Raw genomic sequence first — 21,317 nt, 5'->3', positions numbered from 1 at the left:
GACCACGCTGCAGGAGTTCTTGCCCAGATCAATTCCAAGAATAGCAATAGACATTGGCTCGTTCCTTTCGCTTTCCGAATGCCAGCACTGTACTCGATGCTGGGTGAAAGGGCGGGCCATCCCATAAGTCCGCACATACATTGGAGCAGGATCGACCGGATGTCTTGAAGCGCCGGCGAGCCTGGTTTGATGGCCAGCTCGATCTCGATCCGGAGAAGCTGATCTTTATAGACGAGACCGGTCTGTCGACTAAAATGGCGCGCCTGCGAGGGCGTGCCATTCGAGGTGAGCGTTGTCGAGCAGGCGTGCCGCATGGCCATTGGAAAACAACGACATTTACAGGCGCTCTACGCCTCACGGGCATGACTGCCCCCTTCGTCTATGATAGGGCGATGAACGGCAATGTCTTCCTGGCATATGTCGAGCAGGTGTTGCTGCCAACCCTTCAGACCGGGGTCATCGTGGTGATGGATAATCTGCCGGCACACAAAACAGCCGGTGTGTGCGATGCCATCGAGCGCGCCGGCGCTAAACTCATGTTCCTGCCGCCCTACAGTCCTGACTTCAATCCCATTGAGAACGCATTCTCGAAATTGAAAGCCATGTTGCGGGCTCGCGCGGAGCGAAAGATCGATGCTTTGTGGGATGCGGTGGGCGCCTTGATGCCCCGCTTCACGACGGCAGAATGCGCCAACTACTTCAAGGCCGCAGGATATGACCCAGATTAAACAGGATCTGCTCTAGATCCGCGAATGCTTACGATCGGGCGAGCCCAAACGTCTTCCTGATTCCGCTATCCAATGCCTTGGCTGGAACAAACCGCTTCAGGCGGCTCAGAAGCGTGGCCTGTTTTCCAACCGGTCTGCGCATTTTGTGAGGACCTGTGATTGCTGCCATGATTTCGGCAGCAACGGTCTGCGGACTGCTTGCCGTCTTAATGGCGGAAAGAACGGCTTCATTGGATTTGGCAAATTGGTGAGCGTAATCGTCGATACGCGTCTCCGTCTGTTTCGCATTGACATCGAGACTTGTCCTCGTGAACGTTGGCTCGACCAGGACGGAGCGAATGTTGAATTGCCGAACTTCATGGTCAAGCGTTTCAGACAGTCCCTCCAGGGCATGCTTGCTGCTGGCATAAAGGCCCATATAAGGTGCGGGGAGGAAGCCGAGGACCGAACTGACGTTGACGATCAGACCGGAGTTCTGCTGCCGCATCGCGGGCAATACCGCTCGTATCATGCGCAGTGGGCCAAAGAAATTGGTTTCAAAAAGGGCCTTCGCCTCATCGTTCGACGTGCTTTCGACCGGCCCGACAAGAGAGACGCCTGCATTGTTCACCACGACATCAATCCGGCCTGAACGGGACAGAACCCAATCGACGAATTGCCTCACCGACTCGTCGTTGTCCACATCGAGACGTCCGTACTCGACACCGGGAACCGATCCACTTTTGTCCGGATTGCGCGATCCTGCAAACACCGTGAACCCGTTCTGTGACAGCAACCTCACGGTGGCCTGCCCTATGCCGGAGGATGCTCCGGTCACTACAACAATCTTGTCTGTCGACATCTACGCTCTCCAAAAGTAGCGTTGGATTAGGAATCAATATAGATTTCATATGTAATCTATAATTGCGTTAGATTGCAAGCGAAATAAAACGTATTTGCAGAAACTGAGGAGGCAGATAGTCAGCCCACACGACACTTGGGGTGAGTCGTCTCGACGCAGGAAACATCGGTCGAATTAATGCGGCGGTTCTTGCCTGAGGAGTGACAGGTGTGACGGATGCTTATGCCGTCAAGTCACGCCGTTCGCCTGTCCGCTGGTGGATTGCCCAGCGCACGCTGGAACGCGGATCGTTTCTCGCCTCTTTCAACGTAATCCTGCAAGCCAGGACTATCCAGCAGAATATCAGAGTGCTTGAGCGGCCGCAGTACGCTCACCATCATGAGATCACCGGCGCTGAACTGAGCCCCCTCAAGCCACTCTTTCCCTCCAAGCGTATCGCCCAGTTGCTGGAGCCGCTGACTGAGATGACCCACGCTGCCGGAGGCGATACAGGGTTCGATCGTATTAACCGCTGCAAACATCCACATGATGGAACGCGAGCGCGCATTCGCTTCATCGGGAAGGAGGCTGGCGAAACGCTGTGCTATGTGAAGCACAATAGCACCGGATTCGAAAAGAATGAGATCGCCCTCCTGGTAGACCGGCATCTGGCCGAACGGCTGCATTCCCAGATATTCGGAGCGGCGCATCTCGGAAAAAGTCAGGTGCCGTAGAGTGTAAGGCTGGCCGACTTCCTCGAGAGCCCACCTGACGCGCATATCCCGGTGATATCCTCTACCCCCGTCCGGAGGATGTTTGAAAATGGATACGACGGGGTTCATGTAAAGACTCCTCATTGGCAGGATTGAAGCGGGGGGCTTCCGAAACGGCCCTGTGGGCACACAAAACACACGCCACTCTCGCCAAAGCAGTATGACCCCTCCGCAGCATCATCTGCTGCGGAGGTGCGGGTTGGCTATTCCGCAGCAAGCGAATGTTGAGCTGTTTCCATATTCCCGTGCTCCGTTGGATGCATTTCTGCCTTGGGCGGCTTGACGCGGAACCATGCAGCATAGAGTGCCGGCAGGAAGAGCAGGATGATGAGCGTGCCCACCGCCGTTCCGCCGATAAGCGTGTAGGCCATAGAACCCCAGAAAACCGAATGCGTCAGGGGAATGAAGGCAAGGACCGCGGCAAGCGCCGTCAGGATGACGGGCCTCGTTCGCTGCACCGTAGCCTCAATCACGGCATGATAGTCGTCCAGACCCGCAGCCTTGTTCTCCTTGATCTGCTCGGTGAGGATCAACGTGTTGCGCATGAGGATGCCCGCCAGGCCGATAAGACCCAGGATCGCGTTAAACCCGAAAGGCTGGTTGAACAGGATCAGGGTCGGCACGACGCCTGCAAGACCGAGCGGTGCTGTCAGCATCACCATCGTCATCGTCGACAGGCTGCGTACCTGAAGGATGATGACGATCAGGGTCGCTGCGATCATCAGTGGGAACACCTTCACCAGAGCAGTATTCGCCTTGAGGGACTCCTCGATATTGCCGCCCATCTCGATTGTGTAGCCAGCAGGCAGAGATGCAACGAGTGGCTGAAGAGCGGTCATCACCTGTTGCGAGACCTCCGGTGGTTGTGTCGCCTCGTTAATATCGGATCGGACCGTCACCACAGGCGTTCTGTCACGACGCTTGAGGATCGGCTCTTCGAAGCGCACCTCCGTGTGGCCGATCTGATCGAGCGGGATCGCACGACCGTCTCTCGTCACGAGCGAGAAGTCCCCGAGTCTGGCAGGATCGAGGCGGATTTCGCCCGCACTTCTGGCCACGACAGGAACGTTTCGGATGTTCTCACGGACTTGCGTGACGGGAACACCACTCAGCAGGAGCTGTATCTGCTGGGCAGCCTCGGCGGACGACATGCCTATGAGGTTCAGGCGATCCTGATCAGGAACGAACCGGACAACGGGTGTGCGGCTACCCCAATCACGGTTGGCATTTCTGACGTCAGGTACCGAGCTCATGAGGGCAAGGGCCTGTTCGGAGATTTTGTACAGTTCTTCGGCGTCCGGTCCTTTGATCCGAAACTCGACGGGGAATGGCGTGTAGGGGCCAAAGACGAGTTGCGTCACGCGGACGAATGCCTCGGGCGCCAGCCCCTGCGCAATGGCTTCCCGCAGACGCAGTTTCAGTACCTCACGCTCATGCGCGTCAGATGTCAGCACAACAATTTTCGCGAAGGCAGGATCGGGCAGTTCGGGCGACATGGCGAAGAAGAAGCGGGGGGCGCCCTGGCCGATGTAGCTGGTGGCTATCTTCGCTTCGGGTTGCTGCTTCAACCAGGCCTCAAGTTTTTTGACCGTAGCTGTCGTGGTTTCGATGCTTGTGCCTTCAGGCATGCGCACTTCCACCAGCACTTCGGGACGATCCGATGTCGGGAAGAACTGCTGCTTCACCGCACCCATCCCGACGACCGAGAGCGCCATGACGACGCCGACAATGGCGCAGGTCAGGAATTTGTGCTTGACGGTGAATTCGATCGCACCGCGCAGGCGTCTGTAGTTCGGCGTATCGTAAATCGCGTGATGCCCGCCTTCCACCGGCTTGATATCGGGCAACAGCTTCACGCCGAGATAGGGCGTAAAGATCACCGCCACGAACCAGGACACAATCAGTGCGAAACCGACGATCCAGAAGATGTTGCCCGCATATTCACCCGCCGCAGAGGCGGCAAAACCGACCGGCATCAGGCCGATAATGGTCACAAGCGTGCCCGACAGCATGGGTGCAGCGGTGTGGCTCCATGCATAGGCGGCCGCCTTGATGCGGTCCATGCCCTCTTCCATTTTCACGACCATCACCTCGATGGCGATGATTGCGTCATCGACAAGCAGGCCAAGTGCCAGGATCAATGCACCGAGCGTGATGCGGTCAAAGAAGCGCCCCGTCTCGAGCATGATGAGAAAGACGACAGCGAGCGTCAGCGGAACGGCCAGAGCCACGACGATGCCCACCCGCCAACCGAGCGCAATGAGGCTGACGAAGAGCACCACGCCGAGGGCCATGGCGAACTTCACCATGAATTCACCCACCGCCGCGTCAATGTTGACGGCCTGATCGCTGACCTTCGTCAGTGTTATGCCAAGGGGTAACGACTGTGCGATCCGGCCGGAGCGTTCCTCAAGAGCCTTGCCAAGCTCCAGGCCATTCCACCCCTGCTGCATGACAACACCGAGCATGATGGCCGGCTCGCCGTCATGACGGATGACATAGCTTGCCGGCTCCTGATAACCCCGGCGTACCTCAGCAATGTCGGAAAGCTTCAACGAACGGCCGGAAGCGACGATGGGCGTATCAGCGATAGACTGAATACTGTCATAGGCACCGTCGAGACGAATGAAGACCTGCGGACCCTGGGTATCTATCGAGCCAGCGGGCGTAACGGTATTGCGCCGTTGAAGAGCTGCGGCAATGTCCTGAGAAGATATGCCGAGGGTGGCGAGCTTCTCATAGGAGAACTCTACGAATATCTGCTCGGGCTGTTCGCCGAGAATGTTGATCTTCTTCACGCCGGGAACATGAAGCATGTCCTGCCTGATCTTTTCGGCTTCCCGGACGAGATCGCGCATCGGCATGCCCTTCGCCTTGAGAGCGTAAAGGCCGAAGCTGACGTCGGAATATTCGTCGTTCACGAATGGTCCCAGAACACCCTGCGGCAGGTTTCTGGCTTCATCGCCGAGCTTCTTACGCGCCTGATAAAATTCTTCGGCGACCGCGTGTGGCGGCGTATTGTCCTTGAGCGTGACGGTAAGATAGGCAAAGCCGGGGCGCGTCGTTGTCTCGACCCGGTCGTACCAGGCCAATTCCTGAATACGCTTCTCCAGCGGCTCGGCAACGAGATCCTGCATCTCGCGTGCGGTTGCACCCGGCCAGACAGTCGTAACCGTCAATGTCTTGATGGTAAAGGAGGGGTCCTCAGCGCGTCCCAGCTTGACGAAGGCATAGACGCCGGCAAGCGACAGAAGGACGATAAAGAACAGCGTAACGGCGCGTTCGCGAACCGCAAGGGCGGACAGATTGAGGTTCATCAGTTTGCCGCCTCTTTTGTCCCAACGCTGGTGCGAACTTGCGCTCCGTCCTTGAGAAGATGTGCGCCAAGCGCAACGACCTCTTCTCCCGGCTTGACGTTAGTGACGACCACATTCTCTTCGCTCACCCGCTCCACGTTCACATCACGAAACTTCACGAGGGACGATTGCTGATCGATCACCCAGACGCCTGTCCGCGTCCCGTCATCCAACAGCGCGCCTATCGGCAGTTCGGCATGATTCTGCGCATCCCTGTTCTCCATTTCGATGGTGACGGTCGCCCCCAGGGGCGCATTTGCAGCGCCCCCTTCAAGCACCCAGCGCGTTTCATAGGTGCGGGTCTGCTGATCGGCAGAATCGGAGATCTGGCGAAGCCTGGCCTTTTCCGCATTGTTTCTGCCATAGACAGATGCGGAAGCCTGAGCTCCAATGGCAGGACGCATGGTTTCGGGAAGCCAGACAATCGCTTCGCGCGGACCAGACTTCGCAAGCCGCACAACCGGCTGCCCGGCGGTTACCACCTGGCCCGGCTCCCCGAGCGTCTCGACAATGGTTCCATCTGCATCGGCGACAAGAACCGCATATTTTGCTTCGTTTTCCGCGACATCTGCGTCGGCCTGAGCGGCGGCCAACTGTGCCGTCGCCGTATCCAGCAGGGCTTTCGATCGTTCATATTGCTGCGTCGAGGCAGCAGAGGTCTTCACCAGCACGGCAAAGCGTTTCTCATCGGCTTTCGCTTGGACAAACGTCGCCTGTGCCGCAATGACGGCGTTTCGCTTGGCGGTCAGAGCAAGGCGAAGATCAGTCTCGTCAAGCCTCATCAGTGGCTGCCCAGCGCTTACCTGCTCCCCGACATCGACAAAACGTTCAACGATCTTGCCGGGAACGCGAAAGCCGAGATTGCTCTGGACCCGGGCACCAACGGTTCCGGTGAAGCTGCTGCTCGAATTGCCAGGAAGCCTGGCCGTCGCGAGATTGACCAATGGCGCCAAGGTCCGGGGGTCGGCCGCCTTTGCCTCGGGCGCCTGCGCCGGAAGCAGCAGTGCCGCGGCTCCGCCCGCGGCCAGCGCCAGCACTGCTGCTGCAGTGACAACAAGTTTCCGTTTCATTTCATCGCCCCTTCTTGACGGCAAGTTCAAAAATATTAGATTGTACTCTAACTCTAAAAGACATATAGATGTCAAATGAAATCTAATTGGAGGTCCCACATGAGAGTGAGCCGCGTACAGGCAGAGGAAAACCGCGAGAGGGTGATAAACGTCGCCAGCCGGTTGTTTCGAGAGCATGGGTTCGACGGGATCGGTCTGAAAGACCTGATGAAGGGTGCAGGCCTCACCCAGGGTGGATTCTACAAACAGTTCGCATCGAAAGACGATCTTGCGGCGCTCGCATCACGGCGTGCTCTCGAGAGCGCCACGAGGAGGTGGTCTGATGCCGCAGCAGACACGTCAGATCCCCTGGAGTCGATCATCAGCTTCTACCTCTCCAAAGACCATAGCGGCGAAAAGGCAGAAGGATGCCCGCTTGTTGCTCTCGGCTCCGACGCTGCGCGTCAAACTGCCGAAGTTCGGCGCCCGTTTGAGGATGGTATCCGGGCGCATTTCCAGGTGCTCGAAGAACTCATCGGAGATGGTGACGATAGGGCTCGAAGCGGAAAGGCCATGGCAATATTGTCGATGATGATCGGTGCGGTGACGCTGTCCAGGATTATCGAGGATGAACTGCTGTCGACGAGCGTACTCGATGCGGCAGCGAGCGAGGTCCGGCGCATTGCTGGCCGCGATGGCAGCGACTAACGGACAGTTTTTGGATATTCGTCGCCGGTAGCTGGCAGAGTTCAGCCGAATCCGAACGCCTATCAAAAGAGAATAGCGCGAACCGCATGTCCCAAGTTCACGACCAGTCATTCGGTCGGACGCCGAAGGCATGCCAAATTTTTGATCGTAAACAGGTGGAAATGCAAATGCGTCGTGTCGTTGTCACAGGAATGGGGGCCGTCAGCCCCCTTGGTACAAATGTCGATATCTCCTGGTCCCGGCTCCTGGCTGGCAAAAGCGGGATCCGGCGACTGGGTGATGACATTGTCGGGGATTTGCCTTCAAAAATCGGAGGCGTGGTCCCTTCCCGGGCTGAAGATCCTGAAGGAGGATTTGATCCTGACAGGACTCTGCCCTCGAAGGATCAACGTAAGGTCGACCGCTTCATCATCTTTGCGCTGGCAGCGGCGGAAGAGGCTCTGGCGCAGGCGAACTGGAAGCCAGCTTCTGAAGAAGAAAAACTGAGAACGGCGACAATCATCGCATCGGGCATCGGTGGCTTTCCCGCGATAACGGAGGCGGTGCGTACCGTCGACCAACGCGGCGTCCGCCGCCTTTCGCCCTTCACCATTCCATCCTTTCTTGTCAATCTCGCCGCCGGACAAGTCTCCATCCGACATGGCTTCAAAGGTCCGCTTGGCGCGCCTGTAACGGCATGTGCCGCAGGCGTTCAGGCGATCGGCGATGCCGCACGGCTCATCAGGTCCAATGAAGCTGACATTGCGGTTTGCGGCGGAACGGAAGCCTGTATGAACATCGTCAGCCTCGGCGGTTTCGCTGCAGCAAGATCGCTCTCCACCGGTTTCAACGACACGCCCAGCAAAGCATCGCGCCCCTTCGATACGGCGCGTGACGGCCTCGTCATGGGCGAAGGCGCAGGCATCCTCGTCATTGAAGCGTTGAGCCACGCCCTTGCTCGTGGTGCGACGCCGATAGCAGAACTCGTTGGATATGGAACGACCGCCGACGCCCATCATATTACCTCCGGGCCGGAAGATGGAAGCGGCGCCCGCAGGGCAATGCAAATCGCCATCGCGCAGGCGGGTATCGCGCCGCACGAAATCGGCCATCTGAACGCGCATGCGACTTCGACCCCGGTTGGAGATCTCGGAGAGCTCAGAGCAATCAAGAGCCTGTTCGGCCAAAAGAAGTCGATCGCTGTCAGCGGGACGAAGTCGGCGACGGGACACCTGCTGGGGGCCGCCGGCGGCCTTGAGGCTATTTTTACGATCCTGGCGCTCCAGCACCAGATCGCGCCCCCGACCTTGAATCTCAGTTCACCGGACCTTGAGGCCAATGGCATCGACTTTGTCGCAAACGATGCCCGACCCCTCGATGTTGAATATGCGATATCCAATGGCTTCGGCTTCGGTGGCGTCAATGCCAGCGCAGTGTTTCGACGCTGGCCGAGGAGAGGCAATCGTACGCCATTAGCTGATTAACCCCCGCGCGTGGTCCCCTTTGAACAAAGTCTCCACCAGGACGCTCCCCACTATGCAACCAACGACTGTCGTTTCACCGCCCGGCATAACGCTCCTCAAGCCAAGGATTGCCGTCATCGGCGTCGGCGGTGGCGGCGGCAATGCTGTCAACAACATGATCATGCAGGATCTCGAGGGCGCGGAGTTTATCGTTGCGAACACCGATGCCCAGGCTTTGTCCATGTCAAAAGCGCCACGCCTTATCCAGCTTGGCCCGACCGTCACAGAGGGGCTTGGCGCCGGATCATTGGCCGATATTGGACAGGCGGCAGCCGAAGAGTCGATCGGCGAGATCATGGACCATCTCCACGGAACGCACATGTGTTTCGTGACGGCGGGCATGGGAGGTGGAACGGGAACAGGTGCCGCACCCGTTATCGCCCATGCTGCGCGCAAGGCAGGCATACTGACGGTCGGCGTCGTCACGATGCCCTTCACATTCGAAGGTACCCAGCGAATGCGAACGGCGCGGCAGGGAATCGAGCGTCTCAGCGAATGCGCAGACACGGTGATCGTCATCCCCAATCAGAACCTGTTCCGGGTTGCCGATGCGAAGACGACCGTCGCGGATGCATTCAAAATGGCAGATCATGTGCTGCATGCCGGGGTCAGTTCCGTCATCGATCTGATCGTCAAGGAAGGATTGATCAATCTCGACTTCGCCGACGTAAGGTCAGTCATGCATGACATGGGCCGTGCTGTCATGGGCACGGGTGAGGCAACGGGAGACGCCCGCGCCCGACATGCCGCCGAGGCAGCGATTGCCAATCCGCTGTTCGATGAGGCACCCGTCAGGGGAGCGAAAGGCCTTCTCGTCTCGATCTCCGGCGGACCGGACATGACCCTTTTTGATGTCGACGAAGCTGCAACATGTGTTCGCGAGGAAGTCGATGACGACGCCAATATCGTCGTCGGCGCGACATTCAATGACGCGCTTGAGGGGCGGCTGAGAGTCTCTGTTGTCGCCACCGGATTGAGACAACCGGCAGAGGTGATCCACCTTTCGGAGCGAATGGCGTGATGCTCGCTCATACTGTGGGGCCTGCAAGCGCCGATTTGTAAAATTGATGGCCATGGAGATTTGAAATGTTAAAGCGTTTTCGAGAAAAATGGCGATCGTGGGAAGATGCCGTCCTGGGTATCGACGATCCGCAGGGGGACTACCTCGCCGCGCTGGAAAAACGGCTGGCCCGGCTGGAGACCGAAGTGGCTGGATTAAGCGCTCAGACCCGCGGAAAGGTCGTGCGTGAAGAAGGTTCCGAAAATAGAGGGTGATGGCTGTATCCTTGCAGTCAGTTGCCGGTGTCGGCTGCGCGCGGCCTAGGTCAAGCGCACGCTGTTGATAACTCGCCAAGCATCCGGCACAGGCCAAGAGTATTCTGCGCCCCGCCAACCTTCTTCACCAGCGCATCTTCAAGTTCCTGAAGACGTTCAGATGCCATTCCAAGCCGCGCTCTCCCGTTGGCGGTGAGCAGAAGTCTTCGCGCCCTGCGATCATCGACATCCATGGACATCCTTACCCAGTTCTTCCTCACGAGGGGTTTGAGATTTGAAACGACGGTTGAATGGTCAAGACCAAGAAGACGCGAAACCTCCGATATGCGAGGGGAACCTGCCTCGCCAATCGCTGCCAGAAGAAATATCTGCTCTGCGGTTAGTCCTATCGAACACAATGCATCGTTGACCTGGCGGGAAATGATGCGGTTTGTCCGCTGCACGGCAAAGCATAGATCCCCGGCAAGCGGGTTTTCCACTATTTGAGCATTTAGCGATCCTTGAGCGGAAACATGGGGTTTGAACACCTGGTAAGGGCTCCGGTCTCACGCTGAGATGAGATATTTTTAGATTGCGTTTGAACTCTATATAATTTAGATTTCAAAAACAATCTTTTTTCAAATTCTGTGAACCGGTCGCGAGCCCGTGGCTTTGGGATCGGAGCAGCCTCGGAAAACTTTTTAGGATCATCCATGGCTGAGATGCCTGACAGCAAAAATTCTCATGTCTCAACAGTTTGGCAGAAGACACCACATGGAATTCTTTATGGACCAATCACACCCACGCTGTTCCGGCTTGCCTTGCCCACGGTCGTCGTTCTCGTGGTCCAAACCTTTGTCGGGGTCGCGGAAACCTACTTCATCAGTTTCCTTGGGACCGAGGCTTTAGCGGGTGTGACCCTCGTCTTTCCGGTCCTGATGCTGATGCAAATGATGTCGAATGGCGGGATTGGAGGCGGAGTTTCCTCGGCTGTGGCGCGAGCGCTGGGTGCCAACCGCCACGCTGATGCGGATGGGATTGTCTGGCATTCGATTGTTTTGGGTACGGCATGCGGAGCCATTTTCTCAGTCGCTGCAATCTTCTTTGGACCTCTGCTCTACCGCTCAATGGGAGGGACAGGAGAAACTCTAAGGGCCGCCCTCATCTATTCAGGAATTGTATTTGCAGGCTCCATTCCGATCTGGATCACGGCTTTGCTTTCGGCAGCCCTGCGGGGCGCAAGCAACGTGAACGTGCCTGCCCTCGTCATCATCTCAGGCGCGGTCCTTCTCCTCGTCCTGTCGCCGCCGTTGATTTTCGGCTGGGGCCCCTTCCCGGAACTCGGCGTGGCAGGCGGAGGCGCTGCGGTGTTCATTTACTATCTGATCGCGGCACTGGTGCTTGGCCTTTATCTGCGCTCGTCTAGCAGCCCGCTAAAGTTCAAAATTGTTCCGCTGCAAGGTCGACTGTTCAAGGACATTCTGGGTGTCGGCCTGCCTTCCGCTGTCGGCACGATCCAGGTCAATCTGACGGTTACTTTCGTAACGGCATCCGTCGGCCACTTCGGCGCTGATGCCATTGCGGGGTTCGGCATCGCATCGCGGCTTGATTATCTCCAAATTCCCATCATCTTCGGTCTTGGAACCGCTATAGTCACCATGGTCGGGGTTAATATCGGAGCGGGCCAGATTGAGCGCGCGCGCCGGGTCGCCTGGGTTGGAGCAGCCATTGCTTTTGGCATCACACAGACCATCGGCATTCTCGCCACTCTGTTCCCCATGCTTTGGATGAGATTGTTCACGGCGGACCCGGACGTGCAACAGCTAGGCTCGCAGTATCTGCAAATTGTCGCACCGGCCTATGGTGCGGTTGGATTGGGACTGGCACTTTATTTTGCGAGCCAGGGACTGAAGCGTGTTCTTCTCCCGGTTCTTGCCGGAACAGTAAGGATGATCCTGGCAGCTTTCGTCGGGTGGGCTTCGGTGATCTGGTTTGAGGCGAGCCTCAATTCCCTGTTCCAGATCTTGGCGGTGGCGGCCACCGCATACGGGGGATTAACGGCCGTCGCCGTCCTCCCCCGCCGGATGTTCCATCCTGGCAGGCAACAGGGCGTTCAAACTGCCCGGTAGAGACGTCGAGTGCCCGTCCAGAAGATCGCTTTCGCACAGGCCTCAACCGGTTGGTTCTCACCGCTGGCTTCGAAAATCGTATCAAGATAAACGGAATTTCACCGCCGATGAACTGTCGACGACACGTGCCACCCCAGTCAACGAGCTTGCCTGTACTGCTCCGCCTGCGACAGGCAAGCCGTTATGTAGTTGTAGTTCAGAAAGACGATCGCACGATAAGCGCGAAACTGTTCTGGAACGAGTTGCAAGCGCTTTTGGCAATGGGGATACCCAACGAACTCTGGCCATACGTCCGAACGGAGGTGCTCTCAATGGTTCACCACAGCGACCTACCGCCTGGAACGGTCTTCTTTGCCAGAAAAAACAGGCGTGGGGACATCCTAAGCGTCGTCTCGTGGCTCGCTGAAGGCATCGATACTGAGATCTACACGTCGATTGAACAGGCTTTGGCTGCCGTGAATGCCAAAGATGCCTCGAAGAGGCCCTACGCTCAGACTTTGGCCGGCGAACAAAACGGACGCGAATGACGCCGACGGGTCGGCACGCCTGGCGGAAGTAGGATTCTTTCGAGAGGTGCGCGTGAAAGGCTTCGACAGCATGTTTGCCCGCACACTTGTTGCGGCCCGCACTCGGCTAGTCCATATGACCACCGAACTCTCCCAATCAGATCCGCGGCATCATGAAGACGTTCGGCCTCGTCGTTCCGGCCGGCAAAGGAAGCGTGTTCGAGAAGAACGTTCGAAATCTTCTTTCCAACAATGATGGTCTTGCTCACATCGTGCTACCGCTTCTCGATGCCTGGAAAGGTCTCCGCGCTCGTGCTGCGGACCTCGGTCGCCATCTGGTCGCTGATGCCCGTCAGAACCAGGCCTGCCGCATCCTCATGTCCATCCCCGGCGTGGGAGCAATCACGGCAAGCTCCTTCGCTACTGCCATTGAAGAGCCGGGAAACTTCAGGAAGTCCCGGTCCGTGGGCGCGTGGATCGGCCTCGCCACGCGCCGCTACCAATCCGGCGAAGTCAATTATGACGGACATATATCCCGACGCGGAGACCGCCATCTGCGTGGGCTTCTCTACGAAGCGGCGTCGGTCATTCTCACACGCAGCTCCGCGCAGAGTTCCTTGCGAACATGGGGGCTTCAGCTCCGGGAGAGGATCGGCTTCAAAAGAGCTGCCGTGGCTGTTGCGCGAAAGCTGGCTGTCATCATGCACACCATGCTGAAAACCGGAGTTCTTTAATCTGACTGCGGGACTGGCGGCATAGTATCTGATAGCGCTCAACAGCCGAGCGCAAGAAGCGTCCCTGCCGGGACGTGAGCCGAGCCCATTCCGTTGATGGGGTTGCATCGCTGTCTCAGCTGAATGCGTCGTCCACAATGAAGGCTCGTGCTGCGAAGCTCCATCATGCGGCGCCTGATGTCGACCGCGAAGACAACCATGCACCCGGCAGCGATCTTCAGGGAAATTCTCTTGACGCCCCAGTTGGGATTAGACAACCCCATCAGTACATATTGCCGATTCAACGACTTCAAATGCACCTTTCAAACCACTGCAATTGATTAGTTGCCAAACCTGCAGAACAGGTCCACTGTAATCGCTCCAGCAGCCATTTTACGGGCGCTGCTGTTTAAGGGTTGAATACCCTGGCCCTGACAAAGGAGGACGCCATGTCTTCCATATTTCACCAACCCACGAAACATGATCTCGCAACTGTGGCTGGCTACGTCTTGTCTGCGGCAAGCCTTGCGCTGATCGTTTACATCCTCTTCGGAGCATAGTTGCGATAACCGGCTGCAACTGCCGGTCTACAACGCAGCGGAAAACGGTGTTCGAAATGATCGAAAAAACAACAGAGACCGAAATCACATTCAAGCATCCGTTCCGTCTGGAGGCCCTTACGGAACTCTTGGGAGCGGGCACATATCGCCTGGTCGTAGACGAGGAATTGATAGAAGGGTTGAGCTTCACGGCATATCGCCGGGTGGCAACCCATCTGGAGATACCCGCGATTTCCATCGCGGTGGGCCGGCGCCAGTTCCTGCAGGTATCATCAGCCGAGATTGATGAGGCATTGGCGCTTGACGGCGCGAGCGAAGACGTCAGCCCGCGCGTTGTTCCGTAACGACGCCACAATCGAGCATTGCCAGCGCGTTCTGGATTGCGGCGCCGGAGGCCGTGTTGTCGAACACGCACCAGGAGCCGGCGGAAAGGCGTTTTTCAAAAGAGTGGATTTCTTCCGCGCTGTAGTCCGAATAGTACATCCTGGGCGCACCGTGCAGACGGACATATCTTGGCGGCTCTGAAAAATCACTTGCGCACCAGACCGGTGCCGGATCGGCGAGAACGCGATCAACGGCATATCGTGTTAAAACCTCTTCCGCCGGGGGCGTGGCCCAGCTTGTGTGGCGCGGCTCGATCACCAGCATGCCTGGAAAAACCTCGCGCATGGCTTCGAACGCGGCTGTGGCCTCATTGCCATCGAACTCAAGGGTGGATGGCAATTGGCACAATAATGGGCCGAGCTTGCCATTCAGCGCCACGAGCTCTTCAACGAATGTCTTGAAAATTTGGCCGACGGCATGCAGCCGATGCTCGTGCGTTATCTCGCGGGGCAGTTTCACGGCGAAGCGGAAGTCATCCGGCACCGAGTTTGCCCAGCGCTCGAACGTCGTCATCCGGTGGGGGCGATAGAAGGTGGAATTGATCTCGACACCGTTGAAAACAGCGGCATAACGGCTGAGCCCGCTTCCCGTTTCGGGAAAAAGGTGGGCCACGGTCCTGGGGATGGACCATCCAGCTGTTGCAATGACCGGCACTCTCGTCCGCCCTCTTGGATTTGAAAGAAAGGCCGGCATATGCCGGCCTTTCTTCGTTGCGAGATCTAGCGTCTGTAGCGCAGACGCTCCTGTTCGATTTCAGCTGGTTCATAAGGATCCAGCGTGTCGTCAAAACGTGACCAGCCTTCTTTGGCATAGGCCTCACGGCGCTGATCGGGATCGACCCAGTTGGACTGGCGCAGTATGTCCTGCGCGTCCGCATAAAGGCTGTCTTCCACTTTCGCGGTTACCAGCGTGCCGCCGCGGCGAACGCCTTCCGCATAGACATGGGCATGGTCTTCCGGCACGCCGGACTCCGTCAGCGCGCCGATAAGCCCGCCAGCGGTACCGCCTGCCACGGCACCGGCCACTGCGCCCGCCGCCGTTGCGGCAAGCCAGCCTGCGGCAACCACCGGCCCGACGCCGGGAATTGCCATGATGCCAAGGCCGGTCAGCAGACCGCCCACGCCACCGACGGCGGCGCCGATGCCGGCACCTGTGCCGGCGCCTTCAGCGGCATTTGTAGACTTGCCGTGGCGTTCATCTGCATTGTTGGACACGATGCTGATATCCGAGGATGGCACACCGCGAACTTCGAGCGCGCTGACGGCCGCGCTGGCATCGGAGTAGTCGTCGAAAAGTCCTGTAACGGTCTTCATAGGATTCTCCCAAAGATTGAATTAGTTAGCGATAATGTTGCCCTGATAGTCGAGCGCCAGGCTTACGGGCTTGCCATCTTTCGAGGCCTTGGCCCGCCAGACGCCCTTGTCATCCTTCATAAGGCCGGTGACATCGGTATATCCGGCCTCCGTGAGGCGCGTTTTCGCCTGTTCCTCGGTGAAGCTGTTGGCGCCTTCGACAGGCGCTGTCGGATTCTTGGTCTCGGGCGTGGCCACGGCGGGCATTTTCCCATCAGTCGCCGGGGCGGGGGTGGTCTGTGCGAAGGCGGCAAGCGTCGACGCGCCGACAAGCGCTGCGGCTAAGAGAAGTTTTTTCATGATTTTTTCCTCGTTGTAGCCTTTCGAGCAGGCTCCCACAGCAAACACTATGCTCGCCGCATGGTTCCGCCGTCTTGCAAATAGAATTGGATGGTACCCACGTCATCGTGACGGTGGATGGCTTCCCGACGTATTGCGCGGGCAGGCATTGCGGCGGAATGAAAATTATTTTGCCGCCGCAGGAACGTCGCCACGGTTCGAGGGTTCTCCAAGTCCAGCACTCAAAATTTGATCGGATTCCCAGATGCCTGCGCAAAAGTCATTGCACGACGTCTTGCCTGACAGGCTCGAGGACATCGGCTTTTCCGCACTGAAGGCCCGGTCGAAAATGGCGTGAGCCGCCCACTCTGTTCGGGCCGCCTTTCAGGGCTGCTTTTTCGTTTCCGGGCCGCGATAGGCCCCTTCCAGTTCAGGAGCCACACCATGGCCAAGACCAGAACCCCGGCCTTCGTGAGGTTCTCGACTGTTGCCGGCAACAAGGGCTCGGCCGACCTTGCGCGGGATGTGCGCGGTTTTGCCCTCCCCGGGGAGGAGGGTCTCGCCTGCTTCGTATCGAACCTCGGCAAGCTGCGTATCTGGGGTCGGGAACCTTCGGTAAAGCTCGGAAAGGCTTCACCACCAGTGAAATGAAATCACCAGCGGGCGCGGCAGCGATGCCGCGCTTGGTGGCGCAGGTACTTTCGGGAAAGGAATATCCGCAGCGACAGGTTAGCCAAGGTCGGAGGCTGTCAGGATATTCATATTGCGACGCGATTTGGCGTAGACCTTCTGTGCCGCGGCATAGATGGCCGTGCGCATCGTGTCGAAAGAGGATAGGCACTGGGCTTCCGACATGCTCATTGCGTGTCCCCGGCCCTTGGCGAGCGCCTCGGCCTCGACAAAAAACCGGATTTCGAACATGCCGTCATGGCCGAAAAAGCGAACCGCTTTGCGTACCTCGTCAAAACTGCGGGCCGTGTTGGGGAAAGCGAGCGTCATGACTTGCTCCCCGTGCGCTCTTTCCTGCGCAAGGCGTTACGCCGGTTGAGGGACAGCATGCCGTCGGTCGCTTCCGCTATGCTGAGATGGGTCAGCCTGCGGCCGCCGATACGCACAGGCACGCCGGTGAAGACATGGTATATCGTCCAGCTCTGATCCCTCTCGATCCGTCTTCCATATTGGGTCTCGAGCGTATCGGAGACGGGAGCTCCGCCTTCGTTCTCCCAGGTCTCTATCCTGAGCGCCTGGCGCCGGTGTTCGTTACACGTTTCCATGGTGTTGCCTTTCATATGGAACTCGCACGCGGATGTCGTCCCCGTGGAGCCCGTTTCATTCTACGCCGCTATTGCCATGTTCCGCCGGACGAACGTTACGCGGAGGCATAAAGAAATGGCTGATGGTGTATGATCGCCCGCTATCCGGCACGCGCCTGCGCAATGGGTAAAACTTCACGGCATCGTCAAAAATGACACCGAAACGCTTGCGCAAACATTTGCAATCGGACGAAGAAAAGAAGACGGCGCCTCTCTGACACCGCAGCGCCATGCGGCCAGCATGACGAAGCCTGATCATGCGCCCGGATTGCGCGGAAAACAAGGCGATGAGCGGCCACACGCCGTATAGGAGAGCACAACTTTTTGACGATGTTAAGTGTCGTCAAAAACCAATAGTTGACACTACGGCAGAGGCAGGATATAAGGGGCAATCGAATTTGCTTGCTTAGCTTTGCTTGTCACGCGTCTGGCACCGCGTTCTGAACGAACCTTTCCTTTCAAAATCGCTATCATCATCCGCAGCGCACGAGTGCTGTGGTTTCTCTATTGCTATGAAAGGGTTCATCATGACCACTGGCACAGTTAAATGGTTCAATTCCACCAAGGGCTTCGGCTTCATTCAGCCTGACAATGGCGGCGCCGATGCGTTCGTCCACATCTCCGCCGTTGAGCGCGCAGGCATGCGCGAACTCGTCGAAGGTCAGAAGGTCGGCTTCGAGCTTGAGCGCGACAACAAGTCGGGAAAAATGTCGGCCTGCAATCTGCAGGCTGCCTGAGGGTCTGTGCTTCCCTTTGACCACGGATGTACTGGCACTGCCGGAAGCACGCCAACCCAATCAAGGCCAGGCAAATTGCCTGGCCTTTTGTTTTTTTCGCTCGCTCTTCGAGCATCATCACCGGAACACCCATGACAGAAAAATACAGTATTTCCCGCCAGAAGGCCGAACTCGCCTTCAGCCACATCCAGACACCGTTCTTCGCCAAGGAAAAAGCGCTTGAAGAGCTCGATTCCATTGCGCAATCCCGCGATGCAAAGACCCTGCGCCTTCGGGAAGCCCGTCTTGCCAAGGAATTGTCGGATCGTACCGCCGCAACATCCGCTCTCCTTGCCAAACGCGCCCGCGCGCGCTGATCGATATCCGCGCCGTGATAGACCTGCCTTGACAACCTGATCACCGGCCGGAACGTCGCGAGCGTTAAAGCGTTGCAGACTGAAGGACATGACGATGGCTCTTTCAGGGACAGTGCTGCATGAAGATACGCGCCGGGTTCGATATTGCCTATGAATGCGAAAATGAGACGGCGATGCTGCTGGTTCTCAACATCCATCCCGGCCGGCGCGCGGATTTGCTCACCGAACAGGTCCTGACCTTCGACCGGCCGATCGAGGCCTGGGGTTATCTCGACATCTTCGGCAATGCTTGCAGCCGCATATCCGCACCGCCCGGATTGACGACGATCTCCACGCGCTTCGACATATATGACGGCGGCCTGCCGGATCCCGTTCCTGAAAACGCCTTCCAGCACGATATCAAGGATTTACCAGACGATGTTCTGGTGTTTCTGCTGGGCAGTCGCTACTGCGACACCGACCGGCTGGCGGGCTTTGCCTGGAAAAACTTCTCCGCTACACCGCTCGGCTGGCCTCGTGTTCAGGCGATCGTCGATTTTGTCCATTCCCGTATTGTCTTCAACTACGAGAAAGCCGATCCGCTCAGGACGGCTTTCAGCGGTTTCAACGACAGGACCGGCGTCTGTCGCGATTTCGCGCATCTTGCCATCACCCTCTGCCGCTGCATGAATATTCCGGCCCGCTATTGCACCGGTTATCTTGGTGATATCGGCGTGCCCAAAGACCCCAACCCGATGGATTTCAGCGCCTGGTGCGAAGTCTATCTCAGCGGCCGCTGGTATACGGTCGACGCCCGTCACAACACGCCCCGCATCGGACGCATATTGATGGCGACAGGACGTGATGCCACAGACGTCGCGCTGTCCACCGCATTTGGACCGGCCATACTTAAGCGGTTCGAGGTGATCACAGACGAACTGGTTGGATAACGACCAATACGGGGGGAATCGCAACGTTTTCGCTTTGACCTCAACAGACGCGACCTGAATGACCTCGGGAGCCGACCCGTATCTCGACTTGTTCTGCCGGTGAAAGACGATGAATTCTTCGGCGGGAAGCGGTCTGGAAAAGAGCCAGCCCTGACCGAAGTCGATACCATGTTCCCGCAGACAGACAGCCTGCTCTTCCTTCTCGATGCCTTCCGCAACGGAAAACAGCCAAGCTCGCGCACCATCAGGACGCTATGGCCGCTCTGTCGATATGGTCAGGGTCGTACGACGTCGAATCGGACTATTGTTCACTTTGTCGGCGGGATGAAATATTTCCATTCAGACGGGAAAACACGAATGAGGATCAAGAATTTGAAGGTCATCACAGGAACCGGATTTGCCGTTGCTGCCCTGCCTTGGTGGAACCTGCAAGACGATCTCGCGCACGCAGAGCGGCTTTGAAGAACAATGCCGGTCTGGACAGGAGCCAGTATCGAGACCTCCGCACAGGGAGCTGACGGCACGGCGCATCTATGGCGCCTTGGCGAAGCGTTCCAGTTTGCCCAGCGTTTGCTGACCCAGCTCCACGGCACCGAAGCCCTTTGCTTGCTGGAACTCGGCCTCCGTGCTGAACACCATGCCCAGCACGACTTTCGTCGCGCCGTCCTGATCTTCGAAGGAGGCCCAGGCGTCGGCATGTTTCGACCCGTTCTCGCCCCATAGCAGCGTATAGCCGATCCTCTCTTCGGGCCGGACCTCGACATAACGATGATGGTTCGGGAAGACTGTGCCGTCAGGACCGATCATGTCAAAAACCCATTCCCCGCCGGTTCGCAGATCAATCCTCTTCGTGCGGCAAGAAAACCCTTCAGGTCCCCACCATTGCGGCAGCGTCTTTTCGTTCATCCAGGCTTTCCAGACAATGGTTCGCGGTACCTTTATCGTTCGCTCCAGCACCATGCTCCGCCTGGCCACGTTGGCCAGATTGTTGAGACCGGCGCTGAAACCTTGTTGATAGCCATCGCGCATATCCTCGGCCAGGGAGGAAAGCTGCACCGTTACAGTCAAGCGGCTACGCTCTTCCGTGGCCTGAAAATCGGCAGTTACCAGCGCTGCCGACCGCGTTACGCCGTTGGATGAGACCACCTCGTAATTCACGCTGCGGCGGGGTGGCTGCAGCTCCAGCCATCCGCATTCACAGCGAATATCCGGTTGGCCGGCGACCTTGCAGAGCGAAACTTCGCGACCGCCCAGCCTGCTGTCCGCCTCCAGGAACTCCACTGTCACCGAGGGCGAGGGAGAGGCCCACACCGCCCGGGCGGCGGGTGAGAGCCAGACCTGCCAGAGAGCCGATAGCGGAACGGCAATCTCCCGTTCGAAGCTGAGCGTTGCAAAACGCTCTTGCGGCTGATGCGGTTCAGCGTGTGCGCTTTTTTGGCCGGGTTTCGTTGTCATTCTGAATCCTCCTTCATGGCCTGCATTGCAAATGCCTCCAGCCGGTCAAGCCGGCTCTCCCACACGGCCCGTTGCTCATCGAGCCACGTGCTGACCGGCTCCAGCGCTTCGGGCACGATGGCGCAGGTGCGCACCCGCCCATCCTTGGCGGTGATGATCAGCCCAGCCTCCTCCAGCACGGAAAGATGCCGCATCACCGTGGGCAGACGCAGCCCCGTGGGAGCGGACAACTCCATGACCGGCGCGGGCCCGCCGCCAAGGCGCGCCAGAATCGCCCGTCGCGTCGGATCGGCCAGAGCCTGGAAGATCAGTGAAAGTTCCTGATGATGCTTAGTCATGTTGCTAACTATCATGTTTCACCATGACCGAGCAAGGAAAACTTAGCAGATTAACTAAGTTTTATGAGGAATGGCC

23 protein-coding genes and 3 pseudogenes are annotated in these 21,317 nt (G+C 57.9%); 14 read left to right on the top strand and 12 right to left on the bottom strand.

What is annotated here, in order from left to right; genetic code table 11:
• Positions 1–125 precede the first annotated feature (125 nt).
• A pseudogene (locus tag ASB65_RS24915) lies at positions 126–728 on the top strand (IS630 family transposase); the annotation flags it as partial.
• Between the two features lie 28 nt (positions 729–756).
• On the opposite strand, the gene ASB65_RS24910 reads toward ASB65_RS24915, so the two are convergent.
• The 4 genes from ASB65_RS24910 to ASB65_RS24895 form a co-directional block, all read right to left on the bottom strand.
• Complete coding sequence (locus tag ASB65_RS24910; protein WP_060725707.1) at positions 757–1,569, bottom strand: oxidoreductase; 813 nt, start codon at positions 1,567–1,569, stop codon at positions 757–759.
• Between the two features lie 233 nt (positions 1,570–1,802).
• On the bottom strand, positions 1,803–2,390 hold the full coding sequence (locus ASB65_RS24905; protein WP_060725706.1) for a glutathione S-transferase family protein: 588 nt from the start codon (positions 2,388–2,390) through the stop codon (positions 1,803–1,805).
• Between the two features lie 134 nt (positions 2,391–2,524).
• Positions 2,525–5,638, bottom strand: a complete 3,114-nt coding sequence (locus tag ASB65_RS24900) for an efflux RND transporter permease subunit (RefSeq protein WP_060725705.1) — start codon at positions 5,636–5,638, stop codon at positions 2,525–2,527.
• Positions 5,638–6,747: an efflux RND transporter periplasmic adaptor subunit gene (locus tag ASB65_RS24895; RefSeq protein ID WP_060725704.1), complete on the bottom strand. Its 1,110-nt coding sequence runs from the start codon at positions 6,745–6,747 to the stop codon at positions 5,638–5,640. The genes ASB65_RS24900 and ASB65_RS24895 overlap by 1 nt, the downstream gene beginning before the upstream one ends.
• Positions 6,748–6,846: 99 nt before the next feature.
• Between ASB65_RS24895 and ASB65_RS24890 the strand changes: the two genes are divergently transcribed.
• The 4 genes from ASB65_RS24890 to ASB65_RS24875 all read left to right on the top strand — a co-directional run bounded on the left by ASB65_RS24890 (position 6,847) and on the right by ASB65_RS24875 (position 10,211).
• Complete coding sequence (locus tag ASB65_RS24890) at positions 6,847–7,434, top strand: TetR/AcrR family transcriptional regulator (protein WP_060725703.1); 588 nt, start codon at positions 6,847–6,849, stop codon at positions 7,432–7,434.
• 167 nt (positions 7,435–7,601) lie between these two features.
• Positions 7,602–8,897, top strand: a complete 1,296-nt coding sequence (fabF, locus tag ASB65_RS24885) for a beta-ketoacyl-ACP synthase II (protein WP_081088468.1) — start codon at positions 7,602–7,604, stop codon at positions 8,895–8,897.
• Positions 8,898–8,949: 52 nt separating this feature from the next.
• On the top strand, positions 8,950–9,957 hold the full coding sequence (gene ftsZ, locus ASB65_RS24880; protein ID WP_060725701.1) for a cell division protein FtsZ: 1,008 nt from the start codon (positions 8,950–8,952) through the stop codon (positions 9,955–9,957).
• 65 nt (positions 9,958–10,022) lie between these two features.
• Entirely contained in the window at positions 10,023–10,211 is a 189-nt protein-coding gene (locus ASB65_RS24875) for a hypothetical protein (protein ID WP_060725700.1), read from the top strand.
• 50 nt (positions 10,212–10,261) lie between these two features.
• On the opposite strand, the gene ASB65_RS24870 is transcribed toward ASB65_RS24875, so the two are convergent.
• A complete protein-coding gene (locus tag ASB65_RS24870) occupies positions 10,262–10,738 on the bottom strand; it encodes a MarR family winged helix-turn-helix transcriptional regulator (RefSeq protein WP_080868649.1) in 477 nt (158 codons plus the stop codon).
• 165 nt (positions 10,739–10,903) lie between these two features.
• Here ASB65_RS24870 and ASB65_RS24865 point away from each other — a divergent pair, with 165 nt between their 5' ends.
• From ASB65_RS24865 to ASB65_RS24855, 4 genes and pseudogenes are all read left to right on the top strand, one after another.
• Positions 10,904–12,319, top strand: a complete 1,416-nt coding sequence (locus ASB65_RS24865; RefSeq protein WP_060725698.1) for an MATE family efflux transporter — start codon at positions 10,904–10,906, stop codon at positions 12,317–12,319.
• Positions 12,320–12,630: 311 nt separating this feature from the next.
• Positions 12,631–12,846 (top strand): hypothetical protein, encoded by a 216-nt coding sequence (locus ASB65_RS28620; protein WP_162266797.1) that lies wholly within the window; start codon positions 12,631–12,633, stop codon positions 12,844–12,846.
• Positions 12,824–13,559 (top strand): annotated as a pseudogene (locus tag ASB65_RS24860) (IS110 family transposase); the annotation flags it as partial. The gene ASB65_RS28620 and the pseudogene ASB65_RS24860, both read left to right, overlap by 23 nt.
• A gap of 595 nt (positions 13,560–14,154) precedes the next feature.
• A complete protein-coding gene (locus ASB65_RS24855) occupies positions 14,155–14,442 on the top strand; it encodes a hypothetical protein (RefSeq protein ID WP_060725697.1) in 288 nt (95 codons plus the stop codon).
• Here ASB65_RS24855 and ASB65_RS24850 read toward each other — a convergent pair.
• From ASB65_RS24850 to ASB65_RS24840, 3 genes are all read right to left on the bottom strand, one after another.
• Positions 14,420–15,136 carry a DUF72 domain-containing protein gene (locus tag ASB65_RS24850; protein WP_060725696.1) on the bottom strand — a complete coding sequence of 239 codons (717 nt, stop codon included), beginning with the start codon at positions 15,134–15,136 and terminating at the stop codon, positions 14,420–14,422. The genes ASB65_RS24855 and ASB65_RS24850 overlap by 23 nt on opposite strands.
• Before the next feature lie 65 nt (positions 15,137–15,201).
• Positions 15,202–15,795 carry a general stress protein gene (locus ASB65_RS24845; RefSeq protein ID WP_060725695.1) on the bottom strand — a complete coding sequence of 198 codons (594 nt, stop codon included), beginning with the start codon at positions 15,793–15,795 and terminating at the stop codon, positions 15,202–15,204.
• A 21-nt stretch (positions 15,796–15,816) separates the two neighbouring features.
• Positions 15,817–16,134, bottom strand: a complete 318-nt coding sequence (locus ASB65_RS24840) for a hypothetical protein (protein ID WP_060725694.1) — start codon at positions 16,132–16,134, stop codon at positions 15,817–15,819.
• 426 nt (positions 16,135–16,560) lie between these two features.
• Between ASB65_RS24840 and ASB65_RS29035 the strand changes: the two are divergent.
• Positions 16,561–16,656, top strand: a pseudogene (locus tag ASB65_RS29035) (catalase); the annotation flags it as partial.
• A gap of 186 nt (positions 16,657–16,842) precedes the next feature.
• Here ASB65_RS29035 and ASB65_RS24830 read toward each other — a convergent pair.
• Both ASB65_RS24830 and ASB65_RS24825 read right to left on the bottom strand, forming a co-directional pair.
• Positions 16,843–17,112: a DUF1488 domain-containing protein gene (locus ASB65_RS24830; protein ID WP_060725692.1), complete on the bottom strand. Its 270-nt coding sequence runs from the start codon at positions 17,110–17,112 to the stop codon at positions 16,843–16,845.
• On the bottom strand, positions 17,109–17,402 hold the full coding sequence (locus ASB65_RS24825) for a hypothetical protein (protein ID WP_060725691.1): 294 nt from the start codon (positions 17,400–17,402) through the stop codon (positions 17,109–17,111). Before ASB65_RS24825 ends, ASB65_RS24830 begins: the two co-directional genes overlap by 4 nt.
• Positions 17,403–17,953: 551 nt before the next feature.
• Here ASB65_RS24825 and ASB65_RS24815 point away from each other — a divergent pair.
• The 4 genes from ASB65_RS24815 to ASB65_RS29030 all read left to right on the top strand — a co-directional run bounded on the left by ASB65_RS24815 (position 17,954) and on the right by ASB65_RS29030 (position 19,910).
• Positions 17,954–18,163, top strand: coding sequence for a cold-shock protein (locus tag ASB65_RS24815; RefSeq protein WP_060725689.1), 210 nt, complete (start codon positions 17,954–17,956; stop codon positions 18,161–18,163).
• Positions 18,164–18,294: 131 nt separating this feature from the next.
• A complete protein-coding gene (locus tag ASB65_RS24810; protein WP_003499608.1) occupies positions 18,295–18,519 on the top strand; it encodes a hypothetical protein in 225 nt (74 codons plus the stop codon).
• Positions 18,520–18,638: 119 nt separating this feature from the next.
• Positions 18,639–19,448: a transglutaminase-like domain-containing protein gene (locus ASB65_RS24805; RefSeq protein ID WP_060725688.1), complete on the top strand. Its 810-nt coding sequence runs from the start codon at positions 18,639–18,641 to the stop codon at positions 19,446–19,448.
• Between the two features lie 99 nt (positions 19,449–19,547).
• Complete coding sequence (locus tag ASB65_RS29030) at positions 19,548–19,910, top strand: hypothetical protein (protein WP_233283025.1); 363 nt, start codon at positions 19,548–19,550, stop codon at positions 19,908–19,910.
• A 69-nt stretch (positions 19,911–19,979) separates the two neighbouring features.
• Here ASB65_RS29030 and ASB65_RS24795 read toward each other — a convergent pair whose 3' ends face one another.
• Positions 19,980–20,903, bottom strand: coding sequence for an SRPBCC family protein (locus tag ASB65_RS24795; protein WP_060725686.1), 924 nt, complete (start codon positions 20,901–20,903; stop codon positions 19,980–19,982).
• Entirely contained in the window at positions 20,900–21,241 is a 342-nt protein-coding gene (locus ASB65_RS24790) for an ArsR/SmtB family transcription factor (RefSeq protein ID WP_060725685.1), read from the bottom strand. Before ASB65_RS24790 ends, ASB65_RS24795 begins: the two co-directional genes overlap by 4 nt.
• Between the last annotated feature and the right edge of the window lie 76 nt (positions 21,242–21,317).

The organism is Agrobacterium tumefaciens str. B6 (genome assembly GCF_001541315.1).
Lineage (GTDB): Bacteria > Pseudomonadota > Alphaproteobacteria > Rhizobiales > Rhizobiaceae > Agrobacterium > Agrobacterium radiobacter.
The sequence above is the reverse complement of the archived record's forward strand: the minus strand, read 5'-3'. Positions and strand labels throughout refer to the sequence as shown.

What these genes read in the sequence shown, in the direction of transcription:
- ASB65_RS24910 (WP_060725707.1), bottom strand. Translation starts at nt 1,569, where the DNA reads ATGTCGACAGACAAGATTGTTGTAGTGACCGGAGCATCCTCCGGCATA.
- ASB65_RS24905 (WP_060725706.1), bottom strand. Translation starts at nt 2,390, where the DNA reads ATGAACCCCGTCGTATCCATTTTCAAACATCCTCCGGACGGGGGTAGA.
- ASB65_RS24900 (WP_060725705.1), bottom strand. Translation starts at nt 5,638, where the DNA reads ATGAACCTCAATCTGTCCGCCCTTGCGGTTCGCGAACGCGCCGTTACG.
- ASB65_RS24895 (WP_060725704.1), bottom strand. Translation starts at nt 6,747, where the DNA reads ATGAAACGGAAACTTGTTGTCACTGCAGCAGCAGTGCTGGCGCTGGCC.
- ASB65_RS24890 (WP_060725703.1), top strand. Translation starts at nt 6,847, where the DNA reads ATGAGAGTGAGCCGCGTACAGGCAGAGGAAAACCGCGAGAGGGTGATA.
- fabF (WP_081088468.1), top strand. Translation starts at nt 7,602, where the DNA reads ATGCGTCGTGTCGTTGTCACAGGAATGGGGGCCGTCAGCCCCCTTGGT.
- ftsZ (WP_060725701.1), top strand. Translation starts at nt 8,950, where the DNA reads ATGCAACCAACGACTGTCGTTTCACCGCCCGGCATAACGCTCCTCAAG.
- ASB65_RS24875 (WP_060725700.1), top strand. Translation starts at nt 10,023, where the DNA reads ATGTTAAAGCGTTTTCGAGAAAAATGGCGATCGTGGGAAGATGCCGTC.
- ASB65_RS24865 (WP_060725698.1), top strand. Translation starts at nt 10,904, where the DNA reads ATGGCTGAGATGCCTGACAGCAAAAATTCTCATGTCTCAACAGTTTGG.
- ASB65_RS28620 (WP_162266797.1), top strand. Translation starts at nt 12,631, where the DNA reads ATGGTTCACCACAGCGACCTACCGCCTGGAACGGTCTTCTTTGCCAGA.
- ASB65_RS24855 (WP_060725697.1), top strand. Translation starts at nt 14,155, where the DNA reads ATGATCGAAAAAACAACAGAGACCGAAATCACATTCAAGCATCCGTTC.
- ASB65_RS24845 (WP_060725695.1), bottom strand. Translation starts at nt 15,795, where the DNA reads ATGAAGACCGTTACAGGACTTTTCGACGACTACTCCGATGCCAGCGCG.
- ASB65_RS24840 (WP_060725694.1), bottom strand. Translation starts at nt 16,134, where the DNA reads ATGAAAAAACTTCTCTTAGCCGCAGCGCTTGTCGGCGCGTCGACGCTT.
- ASB65_RS24830 (WP_060725692.1), bottom strand. Translation starts at nt 17,112, where the DNA reads ATGACGCTCGCTTTCCCCAACACGGCCCGCAGTTTTGACGAGGTACGC.
- ASB65_RS24825 (WP_060725691.1), bottom strand. Translation starts at nt 17,402, where the DNA reads ATGAAAGGCAACACCATGGAAACGTGTAACGAACACCGGCGCCAGGCG.
- ASB65_RS24815 (WP_060725689.1), top strand. Translation starts at nt 17,954, where the DNA reads ATGACCACTGGCACAGTTAAATGGTTCAATTCCACCAAGGGCTTCGGC.
- ASB65_RS24810 (WP_003499608.1), top strand. Translation starts at nt 18,295, where the DNA reads ATGACAGAAAAATACAGTATTTCCCGCCAGAAGGCCGAACTCGCCTTC.
- ASB65_RS24805 (WP_060725688.1), top strand. Translation starts at nt 18,639, where the DNA reads ATGAAGATACGCGCCGGGTTCGATATTGCCTATGAATGCGAAAATGAG.
- ASB65_RS24795 (WP_060725686.1), bottom strand. Translation starts at nt 20,903, where the DNA reads ATGACAACGAAACCCGGCCAAAAAAGCGCACACGCTGAACCGCATCAG.
- ASB65_RS24790 (WP_060725685.1), bottom strand. Translation starts at nt 21,241, where the DNA reads ATGACTAAGCATCATCAGGAACTTTCACTGATCTTCCAGGCTCTGGCC.